Consider the following 21,262-nt stretch of genomic DNA (forward strand, 5'->3'; position numbering starts at 1 on the left):
CGCGCCAAGGCCCCCCTCCGGGCCCGCCACGCCCGGACGCTGTGCCAACGGTCGTCGGGATTCGGCGGGCCGGGCGGGGTCAGGGGGGCGGGGTCAGGAGGCGGGTGAGGAGGCGGATCGCGCCGCGTTTGTGGAGGGGGTCGTTGCCGTTGCCGCACTTGGGGGACTGGATGCAGGAGGGGCAGCCGGCCTCGCACTCGCAGGCGGCGATGGCGTCCCGGGTGGCCGTCAGCCAGGCCCGGGCCGTGTGGAAGGCCCGCTCCGCGAAGCCGGCGCCGCCCGGGTGGCCGTCGTAGACGAAGACCGTGGGCAGCAGGGTGTCCGGGTGCAGCGGGACGGAGACCCCGCCGATGTCCCAGCGGTCGCAGGTGGCGAACAGCGGGAGCAGGCCGATGGAGGCGTGCTCGGCGGCGTGCAGGGCGCCGCCGAGGATCTCCGGGTTGATCCGGGCCTCGTCCAGCTGCTCCTCGGTGACCGTCCACCACACGGCCCGGGTGCGCAGGGTGCGCGGCGGCAGGTCCAGCTTGGCCTCGCCGAGCACCTCGCCGGTGATCAGCTTGCGCCGCAGGTAGGACACCACCTGGTTGGTGACCTCGACGGAGCCGAAGCAGAGCCGTGCCGCGCCCCAGGGGATCTCGGTCTCGGTCTCCAGGATGGAGATGGAGGTGGTGTCGCGGGCCGTGGTGGAGAAGGGCGGGTCCGCCTCCTCGACCAGGGCCACCGCATCCTCCAGGTCCAGCCGGCGCACCAGATAGGTGCGGCCCTGGTGCAGGTGGACGGCGCCGTCGTGGACGGCGGTGTGAGAGGCGGATTCGTCCACCGTCCCCAGCAGCCGCCCCGTCGAAGCCTCGACGATCTGTACCGGGCGGCCCCCGCCGCCGCGGATGTCGGCCAGGTCAGAGGCCCGTTCCCGGCGGGTCCAGTGCCAGGCCGCGGCCCTGCGGCGCAGCAGCTTCGCCGCCTCCAGCTGGGGCAGCAGCTCGCGCGTGGCCGGGCCGAAGAGGTCCAGGTCGGCCTCGGTCAGCGGCAGCTCGGCGGCGGCCGCGCACAGGTGCGGGGCCAGCACGTAGGGGTTGTCGGGGTCCAGGACGGTGGCCTCCACCGGCTGCCGGAAGAGGGCCTCGGGGTGGTGCACCAGGTAGGTGTCCAGCGGGTCGTCGCGGGCCACCAGCACCGCCAGGGCGCCCTGCCCCGACCGGCCGGCGCGCCCGGCCTGCTGCCACAGCGAGGCGCGGGTGCCGGGATAGCCGGTGATCAGTACGGCGTCCAGGCCGGACACGTCCACGCCGAGTTCCAGGGCGGTGGTGGCGGCCAGCCCCAGCAGCTGCCCGGAGTGCAGGGCCCGCTCCAGGGCGCGGCGCTCCTCGGGCAGGTAGCCGCCCCGGTAGGCCGCGACCCGCCCGGGCAGGGACCGGTCCACCTGGGCCAGGCGCTCCTGGGCGATCAGCGCGATCAGCTCGGCCCCGCGCCGGGAGCGGACGAAGGCCACCGTCCGGACGCCCTGGACGACCAGGTCGGTCAGCAGGTCGGCGGTCTCCGCCGTCGCGGTGCGGCGGACCGGGGCGCCCCGCTCACCCTTGAGGTCGGTCAGCGGCGGCTCCCACAGGGCGAAGACCACCTCGCCACGCGGGGAGGCGTCATCGGTGATCCCCACGACCGGTACCCCGGTCAGTCGGCAGGCGGCGGCCTCCGGGTCGCCGGCCGTGGCGGAGGCCAGCAGGAACACCGGCTCGGATCCGTAGCGGGCGCACAGCCGGCGCAGCCGCCGCAGCACCTGGGCGACGTGGGAGCCGAAGACGCCCCGGTAGCTGTGGCACTCGTCGATGACGACGTACCGCAGCGCCTTGAGGAAGGAGGACCAGCGGGGGTGGGAGGGCAGGATGCCCCGGTGCAGCATGTCGGGGTTGGTCAGCACGTAGTTGGCGTACTGGCGTACCCACTCGCGTTCCTCGACCGGTGTGTCGCCGTCGTACACGGCCGGTCGCACCGCGTTCCCGAGGGGCGCGGCCAGTTCCCGGACGGCCCGCCGCTGGTCGGCGGCCAGAGCCTTGGTCGGGGCCAGGTAGAGGGCGGTCGCACCTCGCCCGTTCGGCGCCTCGGCGCCGTCGGCCAGGGCGGACAGCACGGGGGCCAGATAGGCGAGGGACTTGCCCGAGGCGGTTCCGGTGGCGACGACGACCGACTCGCCGTCCAGGGCGTGCTCGATCGCGGCGGCCTGGTGCTCCCACGGGTGTTCGATCCCGGCGGCACGGATCGCGGCCACGACATCCGATCGGACCCGGTGCGGCCAGACCGCATGACGGCCCTCCCTCGGGGGCAAGTGCTCCGTATGAGTGATACGCGCAGCCCGGGAAGGCCCCCGTGACAGGCGGTCCAGAACGGTGCCAGGGGTGGGTCGTGGGTCCACCGGTGCCGTGGCCGGACCGGGGCGCTGAGTGTTGGCCATTGGAACCGAGTGTGTCACTGGCGTGCGGGACAATGGGCTCAAGGCGTCGTGCGCGCCTGCCGGTAAGTGATTGAATGCCATCGCGGCAGCCGATCCCTCCCCTACCTTCGGGTGGGAGGCCCCTGGGGGGCGCCGCTCGATAGCAAGGTGCTGGAGGATCCGTGGACCTGTCCCTGTCGACTCGCACTGTCGGCGACCGCACGGTCGTAGAGGTCGGTGGCGAGATTGATGTGTATACCGCGCCCAAGCTGCGCGAGCAGTTGGTGGAGTTGGTGAACGACGGCAGCTACCACCTGGTCGTCGACATGGAGCGAGTGGACTTTCTCGACTCCACCGGCCTGGGTGTGCTCGTGGGAGGTCTCAAGCGCGTCCGCGCGCATGAGGGCTCGCTGCGTCTGGTCTGCAACCAGGAGCGCATTCTGAAGATCTTCCGGATCACCGGCCTGACCAAGGTGTTCCCGATCCACACGTCTGTGGAAGACGCCGTCAACGCCACCGACTGACGGCTCCCGGCGGGCGCCGCTCCGGCGGCGCGGGAGCCGATGACGAGCAGGGGGTGCCGGACCAGGAGTGGTCCGGGCCCCTGTCAAGGCACGCCTGTAGTCCGAGGGGGACGCACATGGCCACCGTTGAACTGCGCTTCAGCGCCCAGCCCGAACACGTCCGCACGGCCCGCCTGGTCGCGGCCGCCGTGGCGCGCCGGGCCGGGGTGGAGGAAGCCGTCCTCGACGAGGTCCGCCTCGCCGTGGGCGAGGCGTGCTCGCGTGCCGTCGGACTGCACCGCAGCAATGGGCTGACCGCGCCCGTCCGGGTGGTGCTGACCGAGGAGGAGAAGTCGTTCTCCATCGAGGTCGGCGACGAGGTGCCCGGACCGGCCGGCGGATCCTCCGAGCCGGTCCCCGGGATGGACGCGGCCCTGGACCCCGATGCCGACGGGGAGGACGAGATGGGCCTCGCCGTGATCAGCGGGCTGGTCGACGACGTCTCCGTCACCAGTGGGGAATCGGGCGGAACCATCCGGATGCGCTGGCCCGTCTCCGGGGGAACCGATCTTCCGTAAGGCCGTACCCGGCCCTGCCTGATCGCACCCGTCGTATCTTCCGATCTTTATCAAGGCCCTGCTGAGCAGGGCCTTTTTCATTTGCCGGGAAATCCTCTTGATCGCTGATCTGCTGTCAATGCCTTTGCCCCATTACCTCTTTCGGGGGTAAAGGAGTGACGCGATCTATTGCTGAGGAGCACGAGCACGCCAATTCCGTTTCACGCCCACTGTTTTGATCGGTGCGCGCTCCCTACAATCCGTCCACATCTTGAGCTCATCACGTCAAGGAGGACGAATGACGGGGCTCTTCACCCCCACCGCCGTGGATCACGCAGGTGATCTGGCGGCCGCAGTACTCACCGATGACAACCGGGTCATCATTTTCGTCATCGCGGGCATCGCACTGGCCGCCCTCGTCGTCGCGCAGATCCTGGTCCGCCAGGTCCTCTCGGCCGACGAGGGCACCAGCAGCATGAAGGCGATCGCAGCGGCGGTGCAGGAGGGCGCCAACGCCTATCTGGGCCGTCAGTTGCGCACCCTCGGCGTCTTCGCCGTCGTGGTCTTCTTCCTGCTCTTCCTGCTCCCCGCCGACGACTGGACGCAGCGCTCGGGGCGCTCCGCCTTCTTCCTCGTCGGCGCCCTCTTCTCGGCGACCACCGGCTACGTCGGCATGCGCCTCGCGGTCCGCGCCAACGTCCGCGTCGCCGCGGCCGCCCGCGAGGCCACCCCCGCCGAGGGCGAACCGGCCAAGGACCTGACCGAAGTCGCCCACAAGGCCATGAAGATCGCCTTCCGTACGGGCGGTGTGGTCGGCATGTTCACCGTCGGCCTCGGCCTGCTCGGCGCGTCCTGCGTCGTGCTCGTCTACGCCGCCGACGCCCCCAAGGTGCTGGAGGGCTTCGGCCTCGGCGCCGCGCTCATCGCGATGTTCATGCGCGTGGGCGGCGGCATCTTCACCAAGGCCGCCGACGTGGGCGCCGACCTGGTCGGCAAGGTCGAGCAGGGCATTCCGGAGGACGATCCGCGCAATGCCGCGACCATCGCCGACAACGTGGGCGACAACGTCGGCGACTGCGCGGGGATGGCGGCCGACCTCTTCGAGTCCTACGCCGTCACCCTCGTGGCCGCCCTCATCCTCGGCAAGGCCGCCTTCGGCGACCTCGGCCTCGCCTTCCCGCTGATCGTGCCCGCCATCGGCGTCATCACCGCCATGATCGGCATCTTCGCCGTGGCCCCGCGCCGCTCCGACCGCAGCGGGATGACCGCGATCAACCGCGGCTTCTTCATCTCCGCCGTGATCTCCCTGGTGCTCGTCGGTGTGGCCGTCTACGCCTACCTGCCGGCCACCTACAAGGAGCTCACCGGAGTCGAGGACGCCGCGATCCTGGGCCACTCCGGGGACCCGCGGATCCTCGCCGTGGTCGCCGTGGCCATCGGCATCGTGCTCGCCGCCCTCATCCAGCAGCTCACCGGCTACTTCACCGAGACCAGCCGCCGCCCCGTCCGGGACATCGGCAAGACCTCGCTGACCGGCCCCGCCACCGTCGTCCTCGCCGGGATCTCCGTCGGCCTGGAGTCCGCCGTCTACACGGCGCTGCTCATCGGCCTCGGCGTCTACGGGGCCTTCCTGCTCGGCGGCACGTCCATCATGCTCGCCCTCTTCGCGGTGGCCCTGGCCGGTACCGGCCTGCTCACCACCGTCGGGGTCATCGTCGCGATGGACACCTTCGGCCCGGTCTCCGACAACGCCCAGGGCATCGCGGAGATGTCCGGGGACGTGGAGGGCGCCGGCGCCCAGGTCCTCACCGACCTCGACGCCGTCGGCAACACCACCAAGGCCATCACCAAGGGCATCGCCATCGCCACCGCGGTGCTCGCCGCGGCCGCGCTCTTCGGCTCGTACAACGACGCCATCACCAACGCGGTCAAGACGGTCGGCGCCAAGGCCGGGGAGATGAACCTCAGCCTGTCCATCGCCCAGCCCAACAACCTGGTCGGCCTGATCCTGGGCGCGGCCGTCGTGTTCCTCTTCTCCGGTCTCGCCATCAACGCCGTGTCCCGCTCGGCGGGCGCCGTCGTCTTCGAGGTGCGCCGCCAGTTCCGCGAGCACCCCGGGATCATGGACTACTCGGAGAAGCCCGAGTACGGGCGCGTCGTGGACATCTGCACCAAGGACGCCCTGCGCGAACTGGCCACCCCCGGCCTGCTCGCCGTCCTCACCCCGATCGCGGTCGGCTTCACCCTCGGCGTCGGCGCGCTCGGCTCCTTCCTCGCGGGCGCCATCGGCTGCGGCACCCTGATGGCGGTCTTCCTCGCCAACTCCGGTGGCGCGTGGGACAACGCGAAGAAGCTCGTCGAGGACGGCCACCACGGCGGCAAGGGCAGCGAGGCCCACGCCGCGGTCGTCATCGGCGACACCGTCGGCGACCCGTTCAAGGACACCGCCGGACCGGCCATCAACCCGCTGCTGAAGGTGATGAACCTGGTGGCCCTGCTGATCGCCCCCGCCGTCGTGCAGTTCAGCTACGGCGAGGACACCAGCGCGACCGTACGGGCCGTCGTCGCGGCGGTCGCCCTCCTGGTCATCGTCGGGGCGGTGTACGCGTCCAAGCGCCGCGGTATCGCCGTCGGCGACGACGACGGGGGCGACGCCGCCGAGCGCGTGGCCAAGAAGGCGGACCCGGCGACGGTCTCCTGACCCCGCGGAACCCTTGGGGCGGCCTGCGGCCCCTTGGCCCGAGCGGGGCCGGGGCATGCGCCCGAACGGCGGACGGGCGGCGCGTACTGACGCGCCGTCCGTCCGCCTTTGTGTGTGCTCGTTGGCGGACGTGTATCTTCCGGCCGAGAGCCTTCGAAGGGACCAATCCGGTGAACAAGAAGCTTGCGGCCGCGGTGTCCTGCGGTGCGGTACTGATGCTCGTGCTGTCCGGCTGCGGCGGTGACGACGACGGCGACAAGAAGGCCGACGCCTGGGCCAAGAAGGTCTGCGACAAGTGGGAGCCCGAGCTCACCAAGATCAAGGTCACCAACGACGACCTGAAGCGGGTCGCCTCGCAGAGCAGCAAGCCCGAGGAGGTCCAGTCGACCGACTCGGCCGCCTTCCAGAAGCTTTCCGAGTCCTACAAGAGCATGGCGGGCTCCCTGACGGCCGCCGGTGAGGCCCCGGTCAAGGACGGCAAGGCCGCCCAGGACTCCGTGGTGAAGAGCTACGGCGAGATCGCCAAGGGCTACACCGACCTCAAGACGAAGATCGACGCGCTCGACCCCAAGGACCAGGCCAAGTTCGCGGACGGCCTCCAGCAGGTCGCCAGCGGTCTCACCGAGGTCGCGGCCAATGAGACCGCGAGCAAGGAGAAGCTCAACTCCACCGGCCTGAAGGTGATCTACACCCAGAAGGGCTGCCAGGTCTCGGCACCCAAGTGACGGCCGCCGGCCGGGGCGCGGGCGCGTACGGGCCCGCGCCGTCCGTGCCCCGCGGCCGCCCCGTCAGGTGCCGCCGGTCGTACGGAACCGCGGCGCCAACGGCCACAATGGACGCGTGAGTACCACCAGCCTCCCCACGCCCGAGCGCGCCGCCGAACTCCGCGAAGCCTTCCTCGCCGCCGGTTTCACCGCCGACGGGCTGCTCGACCTGCTCGGCGCCCCCGCCTACGCCGCGCTCGCCCGCAGCGAGACGGTCCCCGCCCTGCGCGCCACCCGCAGCCACGCCGACGGCCCCCTGCCCACCCTGGTCCGGCTGTTCCTCCTCCAGTGCCCCGTCCCGTACGTGCACGCCGCGCAGGCGCTGCCGGTCGAGGCCGCGCTCGCCGACGGCTGGCTGCGGCGGGAGGGCGACGAGGTGCACGCCACCGTCGACGTGCGCCCGTACGGCGGTCCCGACGGTGAGGACTGGTTCATCGCCTCCGACCTCGGCTGCGCCGTCGGCGGGGCCGGCGGCATCGGCAGCCGCGAGGAGGGCGTCGTCCTCGGCGTCGGCGGCGCCTCCACCACCCTGGCGGGGATCACCGTCCGCATCCCCGTCGGCTCGGCCCTGGACCTGGGCACCGGATCGGGGATCCAGGCGCTGCACGCCGCCCAGCACGCCACCCGTGTCACCGCCACCGACGTCAACCCGCGCGCCCTGGAATTCACCCGGCTGACCCTGGCGCTGTCCGGGGCACCGGAGGCGGAGCTGCTCACCGGGTCCCTGTTCGAGCCCGTCGGGGACGCCACGTACGACCTGATCGTCTCCAACCCGCCCTTCGTCATCTCCCCCGGCGCCCGCCTGACCTACCGGGACGGCGGCATGGGCGGCGACGACCTGTGCCGGACCCTGGTCCAGCAGGCGGGGGAGCACCTCAACCCGGGCGGGTTCGCGCAGTTCCTCGGCAACTGGCAGCACGTCGAGGGCGAGGACTGGCGCGACCGGGTCCGCTCCTGGGTGCCGCGCGGCTGCGACGCGTGGATCGTGCAGCGTGACGTACAGGACGTGACGCAGTACGCCGAGCTGTGGCTGCGTGACGCCGGGGACCACCGCGCCGATCCGGCCGAGTACGCGGCGCGCTACGAGGACTGGCTGGACGAGTTCGAGTCCCGCAAGACCAAGGCGGTCGGCTTCGGCTGGATCACGCTGCGCCGTACGGACGCGGCCGAGCCCTCGATCGTGGCCGAGGAGTGGCCGCACACGGTGGAGCAGCCGCTCGGCGAGACCGTCCTCGCCCACTTCGCCCGCCAGGACTACCTGCGCGAACACGACGACGCCGCGCTGCTGGCCGGGTACTTCCGGCTGACCGAGGAGGTCGTCCAGGAGCAGGTCGGCGCGCCCGGGGCGGAGGACCCCGAGCACGTGGTGCTCCGGCAGAACCGGGGGATGCGCCGGGCCACCACGGTGGACACGGTCGGGGCGGGCTTCGCCGGGGTCTGCGACGGCTCGCTGAGCGCGGGCCGGATCCTCGACGCGATCGCCCAGCTGGTCGAGGAGGACCCGGTCCTGCTGCGGGACAGGACCCCGGAGGCGATCCGGATGCTGGTCGAGCAGGGCTTCCTGGAGCCCGTCTCGGAGCCGGACGCGTAGCCGTGGCGCCGGGCGACCCCGTGATGTAACCCGGGGTTCGCCCGCCGTACCCCCGGGGGTGGCAGGCTCCCCGGCGGCGGGGGATCCGGGGGGATCCCCCGGGCGGTCCGGGGGTGAGGGGAACGGTATGGAACGCGGTCCGGCGGTCTTCGCGGCGGGCGTGTTCCTGCTGTTCGGGGCGGCTCTGCTGATCTGGACGGGGGCGCGTGCGAGTCGCCGCGCGCCGGTGGCCGAGGGCGTGCGCCCGGCGGTGGCCGTACCGCTGGCCCTGCTCGCCGGCGCCGGATCGCTGGCCCTGGGAGTCTGGTGCCTCCAGCGGTTCTGAGGCGCCGGCCGGAGATGATCTCCACGGTGTGGGAAACGCGACGTCGCGGCGGGTGCGGGGGCGGGGCCAGACGGCCCCGGGGCCACTCGGCCCGGTGACCGCGACGGGTCCGGCGCGGCATCTGTGCGGCAGACATGGCACTTGTCGGGTTACCGTTCGAGTGGCCGTTGCGGGCTTGTGCCGTTTGACACGGGGGCGGGTTGTACCGTCACACTCCGCAGCGTCGCCGTACTGCGACCGAGTGCCGACCGGAGAGAAGAGCCAAGTTGTCCCCGACTAGCGAGACCGCACAGGGCGGCCGCCGACTCGTCATCGTCGAGTCCCCTGCCAAGGCGAAGACGATCAAGGGCTACCTCGGCCCTGGGTACGTCGTCGAGGCGAGCGTCGGGCACATCCGCGACCTCCCGAACGGCGCGGCCGAGGTCCCCGACAAGTACACGGGCGAGGTCCGTCGCCTCGGCGTGGACGTCGAGCACGACTTCGCGCCGATCTACGTCGTCAACGCGGATAAGAAGGCCCAGGTCAGGAAGCTCAAGGAGCTGCTGGCCGAGTCCGACGAGCTCTTCCTCGCCACCGATGAGGACCGCGAGGGCGAGGCCATCGCGTGGCACCTCCAGGAAGTCCTCAAGCCCAAGGTCCCGGTCCACCGGATGGTCTTCCACGAGATCACCAAGGACGCCATCCGCGACGCCGTCGCCAACCCGCGCGAGCTCAACCAGCGCATGGTCGACGCCCAGGAGACCCGCCGCATCCTCGACCGCCTCTACGGCTACGAGGTCTCGCCGGTCCTGTGGAAGAAGGTCATGCCGCGGCTGTCGGCCGGCCGCGTCCAGTCCGTCGCCACCCGTCTCGTCGTCGAGCGCGAGCGCGAGCGGATCGCCTTCCGCTCCGCCGAGTACTGGGACCTGACCGGCACCTTCGGCACCGGCCGTACCGGCGACGCCTCCGACCCGTCCACCCTGGTCGCCCGCCTGAACTCGGTGGACGGCAAGCGCGTCGCCCAGGGCCGAGACTTCGGCTCGAACGGGCAGCTCAAGGGCGAGGTGCTGCACCTCGACGAGGCCGGCGCGCGGGCGCTCGCCGCCGCGCTGGAGGGCGCCGACTTCTCCGTCCGCTCGGTCGAGTCCAAGCCGTACCGCCGCTCCCCGTACGCCCCGTTCCGTACGACGACCCTCCAGCAGGAGGCGTCGCGCAAGCTCGGCTTCGGCGCGAAGGCGACGATGCAGGTGGCGCAGAAGCTGTACGAGAACGGCTTCATCACCTACATGCGTACGGACTCCACCACGCTCTCCGAGACCGCGGTGGCCGCGGCCCGGGCGCAGGTCACGCAGCTCTACGGGGCCGACTACCTGCCGGAGAAGCCGCGCGTCTACGCCGGCAAGGTCAAGAACGCGCAGGAGGCGCACGAGGCGATCCGGCCTTCGGGTGATCGTTTCCGCACCCCCGCCGAGACGGGCCTGACCGGCGACCAGTTCCGCCTCTACGAGCTGATCTGGAAGCGGACCGTCGCCTCCCAGATGAAGGACGCGACCGGCAACTCGGTCACCGTCAAGATCGGCGGCCGGGCGGCCGACGGCCGTGAGGCCGAGTTCAGCGCCTCCGGCAAGACGATCACCTTCCACGGGTTCATGAAGGCGTACGTCGAGGGCGCCGACGACCCGAACGCCGAGCTCGACGACCGTGAGCGCCGGCTGCCGCAGGTCGCCGAGGGCGACGCGCTGACCGCCGAGGAGATCACCGCCGACGGCCACGCGACCAAGCCGCCGGCCCGCTACACCGAGGCGTCGCTGGTCAAGGAGCTGGAGGAGCGGGAGATCGGCCGCCCGTCGACGTACGCGTCGATCATCGGCACCATCCTCGACCGCGGCTACGTCTTCAAGAAGGGCACGGCGCTCGTCCCGTCCTTCCTGTCCTTCGCCGTCGTGAACCTGCTGGAGACCCACTTCGGCCGGCTGGTCGACTACGACTTCACCGCCAAGATGGAGGACGACCTCGACCGCATCGCGCGGGGCGAGGCCCAGTCCGTGCCGTGGCTGAAGCGGTTCTACTTCGGCTCCGAGCACGCCTCCGAGGTCGTCCCGTCCGACGGCGACCACCTCGGCGGCCTGAAGGAACTGGTCACCGACCTCGGCGCGATCGACGCCCGGGAGATCTCCTCCTTCCCGGTCGGCGAGGGCATCGTGCTGCGCGTCGGCCGCTACGGGCCGTACGTGGAGCGCGGGGAGAAGGACGCGGAGGGCCACCAGCGCGCCGACGTACCGGAGGATCTGGCTCCGGACGAGCTGACGGTGGAGTACGCGGAGGAGCTGTTCGCGAAGCCGAGCGGCGAGTTCGCGCTGGGCAAGGACCCGGTGAGCGGGAACGAGATCGTCGCCAAGGACGGCCGCTACGGGCCGTACGTGACGGAGATCCTGCCCGAGGGCACGCCGAAGACGGGCAAGAACGCGGTCAAGCCGCGCACGGCCTCGCTGTTCAAGTCGATGGCCCTGGACACGGTGACGCTGGACGACGCGCTGAAGCTGATGTCCCTGCCACGGGTCGTGGGCGCGGACGCGGAGGGCGTGGAGATCACCGCCCAGAACGGCCGCTACGGCCCGTACCTGAAGAAGGGCACGGACTCGCGGTCCCTGGAGACCGAGGACCAGCTCTTCTCGATCACCCTGGACGAGGCCCTCGCGATCTACGCGCAGCCCAAGCAGCGGGGCCGGGCCGCGGCCAAGCCGCCGCTGAAGGAGCTGGGCACGGACCCGGTGAGCGAGCGGCCGGTGGTCGTCAAGGACGGCCGCTTCGGGCCGTACGTGACGGACGGCGAGACGAACGCGACGCTGCGGCGGGACGACGACGTCGAGACGATCACGCCGGAGCGGGGCTACGAGCTGCTCGCGGAGAAGCGGGCCAAGGCGCCGGCGAAGAAGACGGCGAAGAAGGCCCCGGCGAAGAAGGCCCCGGCGAAGAAGGCGACCGCCAAGAAGGCGACGACGGCCGCGGCAGCGAAGAAGACGACGGCCGCCAAGAAGACGACCGCGGCGAAGACGGCGACCGCGAAGAAGACGACCGCGAAGACGGCGGCGAAGAAGACGACGACGGCCGCGGCCGCGAAGAAGGCGGCCGTCACCGCCCCGGCGGAGGAGTAGCCGCCGGGGGGAGGACGTCGGGAGGCGGCGCCGGGAGGTGGGTGCGGGGTCACACCGGGCGCTGTCCACAGGCCACCGCGGCGGCCCAGCGCAGCGGATAGGCTGGGCGGATGACGCGAACCGAGCAGCCGACGGTCGTGACCGCCTCCGAGAACCCCTCCTACGACGAAGCCCTGGCCGCGGACTCCCGCGAGCGAGCGGTGCGCGCCCTGTTGCGCACGCCCGGGCTGCGCCGGCTGTGGAGCGCCCAGCTGGTGAGCGGCATCGGCGACGCCCTCGCCCTGCTGGTGCTCGTCCTGCTGACCCTCCAGGCGACCGTCACGACCGCCTCCGGAGACCTTTTCGGCGGCGGCTACCGGGGCGCGGCCTTCTCCGTTGCCGCCGTCTTCGCGGTACGGGGGCTCGCCACCGTCCTCTTCGGGGCGGTCCTGCTCGGCCCGCTGGCCCAGCTCACCGCCCCCGGAGGCAAGCTGGACCGCCGCTGGACGATGATCGGCGCCGACGCGCTGCGGATCCTGCTGTTCGTCGTCGCCCCGCTGTGGCTCGACTGGATCCCGGCGTACGCCACGACCGCCCTGCTGGCCACCGTCCTCGTGTCCGGCGCCGCCGAGCGGGTGTGGACCCTGGCCAAGGAGAGCGCCGCCCCCGCGCTGCTGCCCGCGCCGCCTCCGGAGGGGGCGACCGTACGCCCGCTCCCGGACCACCTCGACGCCCTGCGCCGCCTCAGCCTGCGCACGGCCTTCGCGGCGATGCCCGCGGCGGCCGCCGCCCTGCTGGTGGCGACCCTGGTCGGGCGGGCGCTGGGCCTGGGCGTGGACTGGTTCGCCGCGAACCAGTCGGCGCTGGGTTCGTACGTGGCCGCCGGCCTGTTCGCCGCGTCCGTCTCGCTGCTGCTGCCGCTGACGCTGCCCGCCGTGAAGACCCCCAGGCCGCGTTCCCCGCTGGAGGGGCTGCGGGCCCCGCGGTCGGGGGAGCGGGCCGAGAAGGGGCGCACGGGGGCGTTCCGGCTGCTGGTGCTGGCCTGCGCCGCCGTCGCCGCGGCCGTGGCCTGCGCCGCCTCCGTGGCCGTGCTGCACGCCTTCGACCTGGGCGGCGGGCCGTCCTCGTACGCCCTGATGGTGCTGGCCCTGGTGGGCGGCACCGCCGCCGGGATCCGGGCCGTCCAGGCCGGGAAGGTGCTGCCCGGGCTGTCGCGGCGCCGGCTCCTCGCCCTGGCCATGGCGGTCGCCGGGCTGGCGCTGCTGCTGACCGGGCTGGTCCGGGACACGGCGACCGTGCTGTTCCTGGCGCTGCTCGCGGGTACCGCCGCCGGTGTCGCCGCCAACACCGGGCACACCCTGCTCGACCAGGAGACCGAGGAGTTCCGCCGGGCCCGGGTCACCGAGCACCTCCAGGCCGTGGTCCGGGTGGCCGTGGCCCTCGGCGCCGTGGCCGCCCCGCTGCTGGCCGGCGCGATCGGCCCGCACCGCCTGCACGCGGGCCGGATCGTCCTCGCGCACGGGGGCGCCGGCTACACGCTGATGCTGGTCGGCGCCCTGCTGCTGCCCGCCGCCGTGGTGGTCCTCCTCCGGGCCGACGACCGCGGCGGCGTACCGCTGCGCCGTGACCTGCGCGAGGCGCTGCGCGGTGGGGAGCCCGTCCAGGCGCCGTCAGCGACCGGGTTCTTCATCGCCCTGGAGGGCGGCGACGGCGCCGGGAAGTCCACCCAGGTGGAGGCCCTGGCCGACTGGATACGGGGCAAGGGCCACGAGGTCGTCGTGACCCGGGAGCCGGGCGCCACCCCGGTCGGCAAGCGGCTCCGCTCGATCCTGCTGGACGTCTCCTCCGCCGGGCTGTCCAACCGCGCCGAGGCGCTGCTGTACGCGGCCGACCGGGCGGAGCACGTGGACACCGTCGTCCGGCCCGCCCTGGAGCGGGGCGCGGTGGTCATCTCCGACCGCTACATCGACTCCTCGGTGGCCTACCAGGGCGCGGGCCGCGACCTCTCCCCGACCGAGATCGCCCGGATCTCCCGCTGGGCCACCGACGGCCTGGTCCCGAACCTGACCGTGCTGCTCGACGTGTCCCCGGAGACCGCCCGGGAGCGCTTCACCGAGGCCCCCGACCGGCTGGAGTCCGAGCCCACCGAGTTCCACCAGCGGGTGCGGGCCGGTTTCCTGACGCTGGCCGCCGCCGACCCGGGCCGCTACCTCGTGGTCGACGCGGGCCAGGACCCCGGCTCCGTGACCACCGTCGTGCGCCACCGCCTGGACCGGATGCTCCCGCTGTCCGAGGCGGAGGTGGCCGCGCAGCTCGAAGCGCGCCGGCTCGCCGAGGAGGAAGCCCGGCGCAAGGCCGAGGAGGAGGCCGCGCGCAAGGCGGAGGAGGCCCGGCTGAGGGCCGAGGAGGAAGCCCGTCTGGCCCGGGAGGCCGAGGAGGCGCGGATCAGGGCCGAGCGGGAGGCCGAGGAGGCCCGCCGGCTCGCCGAGGTGGAGGCCGCGCGGAAGGCGGAGGAGGCCCGGGTGAGGGCCGAGGAGGAGCGGCGCAGGGTTGAGGAGGAGGCGCGGGTGCGGGCCGAGGCCGAGCGGCTGCGCGCCGAGGCCGAGGAGCGGGCCCGCGCCGCCGAGCTCGAGCGGATCCGGCTCCAGGAGGCGGAGGAGGCCCGGCTGCGCGCCGAGGCGGAGGAGCTCCGGCGGGAGAAGCAGCGGCGGGCCGAGGAGGCCCTGCTGCGGGCGGAGGAGGCGCGCAAGCTCGCCGCGGCCTCGGCCGCTGCGGCCGCCGCGGCGGCGAAGGCGGCCGAGAGGCCGGCCGCTACGCGCGCTGAACCCCCGGCTGAGACGCCGGCGCCCAAGGTCGTGATGCGCAAGGACCCGCTGCCGGCGGACGAGGAGCTCACGGTCGAGACGCCGGTGGTGCGACGGGTCGTCCAGCCCGACGACGTCACCCAGACCGTCCCCGTGCCCAAGGTCGACCCGTCCGCCCGGCGCCCGTCCGACGAGACGGCGGTCATGCCCGCCGTACGGCCCGAGGGCCAGGCTCCCGCCGCCCCGGACGGTCGGACCCGTCCGGCGGAGCGTCCGACCGCCCCGCACACGCAGGAGCCGCCGGCCGACCGGGTGCCGCCGGGGATCTTCCGGGACTCCGCGAACGACGTGACGCGTGAGCTCCCCGCCTTCGACGAGGACGGCCGGCCGCGCCGGGCCCCCTCCGACTGGGCCGAGGCGACCCCGATGGACGACCTGCCGAGCCTGGCGGACGAACTGCTCGGCCCGCGCCCGGACGGCCGGGACGCCCGGGACGACCAGGGTGACGCGGACGGCCGGGGCGGCCGGCGGCGCCGCCGCTGACCCGGCGGCCGGTCCTCCCGGGGCGGGGAAGGGACGGATTGTCAGTGGCGCGCGCCACAATGTGAGCAGGGCAGGCAGGGCAGGCAGGGCAGGCGGGTGCGGAGCACCGGCGGACGGTGAAAGGCGGTGGGCGGGATGCCCGTGTGGGACGACCTGGTGGGACAGGCGCGCGTGCAGGCGCAGCTGGCCTCGGCCGCCCGCGACGCCGACGCCCTGGTCTCGGCCGTCGCCGAGGGACAGCCGCTGCCGCCCGGCTCCAAGATGACCCACGCCTGGCTGTTCACCGGCCCGCCCGGCTCCGGACGGGCCACCGCCGCCCGCGCCTTCGCGGCGGCCCTCCAGTGCGTCAGCCCGGACCGCGCCCTCGGCGGTGAACCGGGCTGCGGATTCTGCGACGGCTGTCACACCACCCTGGCCGGGACGCACGCCGATGTGGAGATCGTCCGCACCGATCTGCTGTCGATCGGTGTGAAGGAGACCCGCGAGCTGGTCCGCCGAGCCCAGCTGTCGCCGGCCGTCGGCCGCTGGCAGGTGATCGTCCTGGAGGACGCCGACCGGCTCACCGAGGGCGCGGGCAACGTCCTGCTGAAGGCAGTGGAGGAGCCCGCGCCCCGTACGGTCTGGCTGCTGTGCGCGCCCTCCCTGGAGGACGTGCTGCCCACGATCCGCTCCCGCTGCCGGCACCTGAGCCTGACCACCCCGTCCGTGGCGGCGGTGGCCGAGGTCCTGGTGCGGCGCGACGGCGTGGAGCCCGCCGCCGCCGCGGCCGCCGCCCGCGCCACCCAGGGGCACATCGACCGGGCCCGCCGGCTCGCCACCGACGAGGCCGCCCGCACCCGGCGCGCCTCCGTGCTGAAGCTCCCGCTGCGGGTGGACGACGTCGGCGGCTGCCTCAAGGCGGCGCAGGAGCTCGTCGACGCCGCCGCGGAGGACGCCAAGCAGGTCGCCGAGGAGGTCGACACGCGGGAGACCGAGGAGCTGAGGGCCGCGCTCGGCGCCGGAGCGGGGGCCGGCGGCCGGCTGCCGCGCGGCACGGCCGGGGTGATGAAGGAACTGGAGGACCGCCAGAAACGCCGCCGCACCCGCACCCAGCGCGACAGCCTCGACCTCGCCCTCACCGACCTGACCGGCTTCTACCGGGACGTCCTGGCCCTCCAGCTCGGCTCGGCCCTGGCCATCGCCAACGAGGACATACGCCCGGACCTCGACCGGATCGCCCGCGCCTCGGGTCCGGAGCGCACGCTGCGGCGCATCGAGGCGATCATTGCCTGCCGCGAGGCCCTCGACCGGAACGTGGCCCCGCTCCTGGCGGTGGAGGCCATGACGATGGCCCTGCGGGCCGGCTGACGGGTTCACCCGTACGAGCGGCGGCCGACGGACAGGCGTCCCGGCAGGCCGTACGCTCGCCGCATGGACACCAGGCGACTGCTGCGTACCACCGGGACCGTGATCGCAGCGGCCGGGCTGCTGCTCTCCGGCTGTACCTCCGGCAGCCCGGGCGTGGCCTCCGCCTCGGCCGAACCGTCCGCGGTCCCCTCCGCGCTGCGCCGGTACTACGAGCAGAAGCTGAGCTGGCGCGACTGCGGTGTCCAGGGCTTCCAGTGCGCCACGATGAAGGCGCCGCTGGACTACGCCCACCCGGGCTCCGGCCAGGACGTGGACATCGCGGTGTCCCGGCGCACGGCCACCGGCCCGGGCAAGAAGCTCGGCTCCCTGGTGGTCAACCCGGGCGGCCCCGGCGGATCGGGCATCGGCTACCTCCAGGCGTACGCGGGCATCGGCTACCCGGCGCCGGTGCGCGCCCGCTACGACATGGTCTCCTTCGACCCGCGCGGGGTGTCCCGCAGCAGCCCCGTGGAATGCCTGGCCGGGCCGGCCATGGACCGCTTCACCCAGGTGGACCAGACCCCGGACGACCAGGCGGAACGGGCCCGGCTGGTGGCGGCGTTCAAGGAGTTCGCGGCGGGCTGCGAGCAGCGCTCGGCGCGGGTCCTGCCGCACGTCTCCACGGTGGACGCCGCCCGCGACATGGACCTGCTCCGGGCGGTCCTCGGCGACCAGAAGCTGAACTACGTCGGCGCCTCCTACGGCACCTTCCTCGGCGCGACGTACGCGGACCTCTTCCCGGCCCGGGTGGGCCGGCTGGTCCTGGACGGGGCGATGGACCCCTCACGGCCCGCCCTCGAACTCAACCGCGACCAGACGGCGGGCTTCGACACGGCCTTCCGCTCCTTCGCCCGGGACTGCGCGAAGCAGGCCGACTGCCCGCTGGGCCAGGGCACCCCGCAGGCCCAGGGACAGCGCCTGAAGGAGTTCTTCCGCAAGCTGGACGCCCAGCCGGTCCCCTCCGGCGACCAGGGCCGCCCGCTGGGCGAGTCCCTCGCGACGACGGGCGTCATCGCGGCCCTGTACGACGAGAGCGCCTGGCCGCAGCTGCGCCAGGCCCTGGGCGACGCGATGAACGGCGACGGGGCCGCCCTGCTGGCGCTGGCCGACAGCTACTACGAGCGCGACGCGGACGGCAAGTACGCCAACCTGATGTTCGCCAACGCCGCCGTGAACTGCCTCGACCAGCCCGCCGCCTTCAGCGGGCCGGAGGCGGTGGACGCCGCCCTGCCGTCCTTCGAGAAGGCGTCACCGGTCTTCGGCGCGGGGCTGGCCTGGGCCTCGCTGAACTGCGCCTACTGGCCGGTGAAGGCCACGGGCACGGCGAAGCCCCTGAAGGCCCAGGGCGCGGCCCCGATCGTGGTGGTCGGCACCACCCGCGACCCGGCGACCCCGTACAAGTGGGCCCAGGCCCTGGCGGACCAGCTGGACTCGGGCACCCTCCTGACCTACGACGGCGACGGCCACACCGCGTACGGCCGCGGCAGCGACTGCATCGACACCGCGATCAACCGCTACCTCCTGGAGGGCAGTCCCCCCACCCCGGGCAAACGCTGCTGACCCCACAGCCGGAACCCGGTTCGGGGCATCGCTTCCCACCCTGTAGACTTGGCGACGCTGCTGATGAGAGGCTCCCTGCGGGGAAAATCTTGTCTTCCCAGCGGTGCCGCCTTAGCTCAGTTGGCCAGAGCAACGCACTCGTAATGCGTAGGTCTCGGGTTCGAATCCCGAAGGCGGCTCTGTAGAAGCCCCAGGACTCACTCGCCGTGACCTGGGGCTTTTGCTATTTACCGGATCTTGCGCCGCCGCCGTGCGCGGGCCGTTCGGGTGCTCTCGGTCTCAGTTCTGGTCTCGTACACCGGATTGGGGCCAGGCATGAATGCTTCGCCCATCCGGCGCATCGCCTCCCGCGAGAGCTCCGATCGCCCCTTCACGTACCGCCTCGTCTGGCTGATCTGCGTGTGCCGAAGGATCTCCATGATGGTCGGCATGTCGATGCCCAACTCGTTGAGGATCGTCCCCGCCGTGTGACGGCTACCGTCGTGCTGGCGACGATCGCTGATCCCCGCTTCGTCAAGCAGCTCCTTGAACTCCGCCCAGTCGGCTCGCGGGTGTGCTCCAGGAGATAGGGCAGGAAGGGCGGCGGGATCGGTACGGGGTTCTGGCTCTTCTTCGTCTTGGGCCGGGTGAAGGCGAGTCCCCCGCCCTTCCGCTCTGGGCAGGTGCTGGCGTGCCGGCGGCAGGTCTTGGGGCAGGGCTGCGGGCAACCGCGCTTGTAACCCTTGTGCGCCGAGCAGTCAGGCGAGCATGGCTCGAACCGGTGCAGTCGGGCCCCGCATGCGTGTGCGTCCTTGCAACCGTGCTTCCAGGTAAGGCGCTGGAGCTGCCAGGCGGGGTGAAACAACCCCTGCTCCAGGTCGACATAGGGCCAGCGGAGGCCCAAAGGCATCTCCCTGCCGGAAGCCCATGCCGACCCCGATGGCCCACCGCATGAACGTCGGACGCTTGGCGGCGGCCGCCAGGAAAGCCTTCGACTCCTCCCGCGAGAACGGGTTCGCCTCCGTCTCGTCCACGGACGGCGGGTCCACGAGCGTGGCGACGTTCTCACTGATGATCCGGCGACGGTGGGCGATTTTCAGGGCGCGGGAGAGGATCCGGTGCACCTTGACCACGTGCGAAGGGGCGTGCCCCTCCTCCAGCATCGCCGCGTACATCACCTCCAGGTGTTCCGGCGCGAGCTTGTCGAGGCGGTGCTCGGAAGCCACGACCTGGGCGTCGCTGACTTCACAGTTGACCTCTACGAGCGCGGCATGATGCCGCTGATCGTCTTCACCGGCGCCACCAGCCGGACGACCCGCGAGCGGATGCCCCGCGGGGAGGCGGAGCACTATCGCGAGCGGGCGATGGAGCTGGGCGTGCCTGCGTCTGCCATTCTCGTGGAGCCGCAGGCTCGCAACACGGGCGAGAACATCGTTTTCTCTCGGTCGCTGCTCGTAGACCGTGGCGTCCACGTCGAGTCGGTGCTGTTGGTCACCAAGCCGTACGAAGAGCGGCGGGCCTATGCGACAGCTCGCAAGTTGTGGCCGGAGGTCGAGATCGTCAGCGCCTCTGCGCCGATGACGCTTGGGGAGTATGTGGATTCGATCCAGGACCCACGCCTGGTCATCGACATGCTCGTCGGCGCGCAGCAGCGTCTGGCCATCTACCCGCAGCAGGGGCTCCTGATCCACCAAGACATTCCGCCGGCCGTTTCCGCGGCCTACAAACGTCTCTGTTCTGAGGGCTTCACGAGCCGCCTCGTAGCCCATCGATGATCGGCCCCGCAACAGTCCGACCGCAGGTCGTCGAAGCCGCCGGGCTTCCGTCTCGGACGATGTGATGGGTGCCTGGCGGCGACAGACGGCGTCGTTCCCATGGTGGGAAGTTCCTACTCCATCAAGGGCACGCGCCGCGCATGGCGGGGCGCGTGCGGGTCGTCGTGCGGACCGCCGCTCCTGTTACGCCCCGCTCCTGCCGGCCATCGGCCGCACGCCGGACAGTTCGGGTTGATGGGTGGTGAACCCGGCTGCGGCTGGGGGCGGCCGTCGATATCCGGGACGCCGTGCAGTATCACGGGGCAGGATGGGGTGGCCGTTGATCACATACCTAGGGGGAGTGAGTGAAGGGCAAGAAGAACGAGTGGTTGGCCCACGAGTACTTCCGTACGTACCGAATCGCAAACGCCGTCGAAACTATCATGCGCGACCCCTTCGCCTATTTGCGCGAATTGGAGGCGCTGACTGTCGACAACGGAATCTACGACTTTCTTCCGAATTGGCAGAAGGAATCCGCTCTCCATAAGTTCATCCGCTTCGTTGCCGAAGATATTCTAATGGGTGACGCGCATGGTCCCACTCGGGTGCCTTTCGGGCCTAATCTAGTCCACCCTCGGTGGATTCTCCCCGCAGACGCCGCCATGATGAACTACGGGATCATCCGTGAACCACTTTTTCTGATTCCTGATGACCCTATGCCGGGCGGGCAGACGGGGGGTGATGGTGATCCGTCAGGTTCCGAGGACCCGCACTACGTCGCCAACGCCTGCTACGACTACCTCGTGCACCTGCGCTTGACTCAGGTCTACGAAGACCTCATGTCCCGCATTGCCGATGAAGTCTTCTATGTCATGTTCTTGAATCGGCAGGCATTGGCCAACTTGAACAGATTTTTGGCCATGTATGTGGACGACGTTGACCCGGAAGCGTTCGATGAAGACGAAAGCGATTTCGCTCGGCTCTTCGAGCGCGAAGGGGAACTCAAGCGTTCACGCCCCCCGGTGTGGGCCCGTAGGGCCGTCTTCTATCGTGATCGCGGCCGTTGTACTGACTGCGGCGTGAATCTGTCGGGGCTAATTGATTCGCTTGACGTTGCGAACTATGACCATATGATGCCGCTATCGCGTGGCGGACTGAATGACGTCACAAATCTGCAGTTGCTCTGCGAGAAATGCAATGCGACGAAATCTGACCGAATCACGAAGCCGAGTAATCGCTATCGCCGCTGGTACTGAC

General features: G+C 71.9%; 13 protein-coding genes, 1 tRNA gene and 1 pseudogene. 13 read left to right on the forward strand and 2 right to left on the reverse strand.

Annotation, left to right across the window (positions count from 1 at the left end; all coding sequences use genetic code 11):
• Positions 1 to 79 precede the first annotated feature (79 nt).
• Positions 80 to 2,527 (reverse strand): DEAD/DEAH box helicase, encoded by a 2,448-nt coding sequence (locus tag ABZ716_RS18025; protein ID WP_358959971.1) that lies wholly within the window; start codon positions 2,525 to 2,527, stop codon positions 80 to 82.
• Between the two features lie 80 nt (positions 2,528 to 2,607).
• Between ABZ716_RS18025 and bldG the strand changes: the two genes are divergently transcribed.
• The 11 genes from bldG to ABZ716_RS18080 all read left to right on the forward strand — a co-directional run bounded on the left by bldG (position 2,608) and on the right by ABZ716_RS18080 (position 18,451).
• Entirely contained in the window at positions 2,608 to 2,949 is a 342-nt protein-coding gene (bldG, locus tag ABZ716_RS18030) for an anti-sigma factor antagonist BldG (protein WP_069920854.1), read from the forward strand.
• 116 nt (positions 2,950 to 3,065) lie between these two features.
• Positions 3,066 to 3,506, forward strand: a complete 441-nt coding sequence (locus tag ABZ716_RS18035; protein WP_358809518.1) for an ATP-binding protein — start codon at positions 3,066 to 3,068, stop codon at positions 3,504 to 3,506.
• 277 nt (positions 3,507 to 3,783) lie between these two features.
• Positions 3,784 to 6,186, forward strand: coding sequence for a sodium-translocating pyrophosphatase (locus ABZ716_RS18040; protein WP_358809517.1), 2,403 nt, complete (start codon positions 3,784 to 3,786; stop codon positions 6,184 to 6,186).
• Positions 6,187 to 6,356: 170 nt separating this feature from the next.
• Positions 6,357 to 6,911, forward strand: a complete 555-nt coding sequence (locus ABZ716_RS18045) for a small secreted protein (RefSeq protein ID WP_358809516.1) — start codon at positions 6,357 to 6,359, stop codon at positions 6,909 to 6,911.
• 115 nt (positions 6,912 to 7,026) lie between these two features.
• On the forward strand, positions 7,027 to 8,541 hold the full coding sequence (locus tag ABZ716_RS18050) for a methyltransferase (protein ID WP_358809515.1): 1,515 nt from the start codon (positions 7,027 to 7,029) through the stop codon (positions 8,539 to 8,541).
• Positions 8,542 to 8,668: 127 nt separating this feature from the next.
• Positions 8,669 to 8,866 carry a hypothetical protein gene (locus ABZ716_RS18055; protein WP_351887254.1) on the forward strand — a complete coding sequence of 66 codons (198 nt, stop codon included), beginning with the start codon at positions 8,669 to 8,671 and terminating at the stop codon, positions 8,864 to 8,866.
• 266 nt (positions 8,867 to 9,132) lie between these two features.
• A complete protein-coding gene (gene topA, locus ABZ716_RS18060) occupies positions 9,133 to 12,000 on the forward strand; it encodes a type I DNA topoisomerase (RefSeq protein ID WP_358959973.1) in 2,868 nt (955 codons plus the stop codon).
• A gap of 110 nt (positions 12,001 to 12,110) precedes the next feature.
• On the forward strand, positions 12,111 to 15,326 hold the full coding sequence (tmk, locus tag ABZ716_RS18065; RefSeq protein ID WP_358959976.1) for a dTMP kinase: 3,216 nt from the start codon (positions 12,111 to 12,113) through the stop codon (positions 15,324 to 15,326).
• 135 nt (positions 15,327 to 15,461) lie between these two features.
• A complete protein-coding gene (locus ABZ716_RS18070) occupies positions 15,462 to 16,673 on the forward strand; it encodes a DNA polymerase III subunit delta' (RefSeq protein ID WP_121015408.1) in 1,212 nt (403 codons plus the stop codon).
• A 63-nt stretch (positions 16,674 to 16,736) separates the two neighbouring features.
• A complete protein-coding gene (locus ABZ716_RS18075) occupies positions 16,737 to 18,272 on the forward strand; it encodes an alpha/beta hydrolase (protein WP_358959979.1) in 1,536 nt (511 codons plus the stop codon).
• Between the two features lie 105 nt (positions 18,273 to 18,377).
• Positions 18,378 to 18,451 (forward strand) — tRNA-Thr (locus ABZ716_RS18080).
• A gap of 48 nt (positions 18,452 to 18,499) precedes the next feature.
• Here ABZ716_RS18080 and ABZ716_RS18085 read toward each other — a convergent pair.
• Positions 18,500 to 19,468 (reverse strand): annotated as a pseudogene (locus tag ABZ716_RS18085) (tyrosine-type recombinase/integrase); the annotation flags it as partial.
• Between ABZ716_RS18085 and ABZ716_RS18090 the strand changes: the two are divergent.
• Positions 19,436 to 20,026: a YdcF family protein gene (locus ABZ716_RS18090; protein WP_358959982.1), complete on the forward strand. Its 591-nt coding sequence runs from the start codon at positions 19,436 to 19,438 to the stop codon at positions 20,024 to 20,026. The pseudogene ABZ716_RS18085 and the gene ABZ716_RS18090 sit on opposite strands and share 33 nt — an antisense overlap.
• A gap of 344 nt (positions 20,027 to 20,370) precedes the next feature.
• A complete protein-coding gene (locus tag ABZ716_RS18095) occupies positions 20,371 to 21,261 on the forward strand; it encodes an HNH endonuclease signature motif containing protein (protein ID WP_358959984.1) in 891 nt (296 codons plus the stop codon).
• Position 21,262 lies beyond the last annotated feature (1 nt).

The sequence above is a fragment of the Streptomyces sp. NPDC006687 genome, from assembly GCF_040636215.1.
Lineage (GTDB): Bacteria > Actinomycetota > Actinomycetes > Streptomycetales > Streptomycetaceae > Streptomyces.

Coding starts and splice junctions, on each gene's coding strand:
- ABZ716_RS18075 (WP_358959979.1), top strand. CDS start 16,737: ATGGACACCAGGCGACTGCTGCGTACCACCGGGACCGTGATCGCAGCG.
- ABZ716_RS18040 (WP_358809517.1), top strand. CDS start 3,784: ATGACGGGGCTCTTCACCCCCACCGCCGTGGATCACGCAGGTGATCTG.
- ABZ716_RS18070 (WP_121015408.1), top strand. CDS start 15,462: ATGCCCGTGTGGGACGACCTGGTGGGACAGGCGCGCGTGCAGGCGCAG.
- tmk (WP_358959976.1), top strand. CDS start 12,111: ATGACGCGAACCGAGCAGCCGACGGTCGTGACCGCCTCCGAGAACCCC.
- ABZ716_RS18035 (WP_358809518.1), top strand. CDS start 3,066: ATGGCCACCGTTGAACTGCGCTTCAGCGCCCAGCCCGAACACGTCCGC.
- ABZ716_RS18055 (WP_351887254.1), top strand. CDS start 8,669: ATGGAACGCGGTCCGGCGGTCTTCGCGGCGGGCGTGTTCCTGCTGTTC.
- ABZ716_RS18025 (WP_358959971.1), bottom strand. CDS start 2,527: ATGGCATTCAATCACTTACCGGCAGGCGCGCACGACGCCTTGAGCCCA.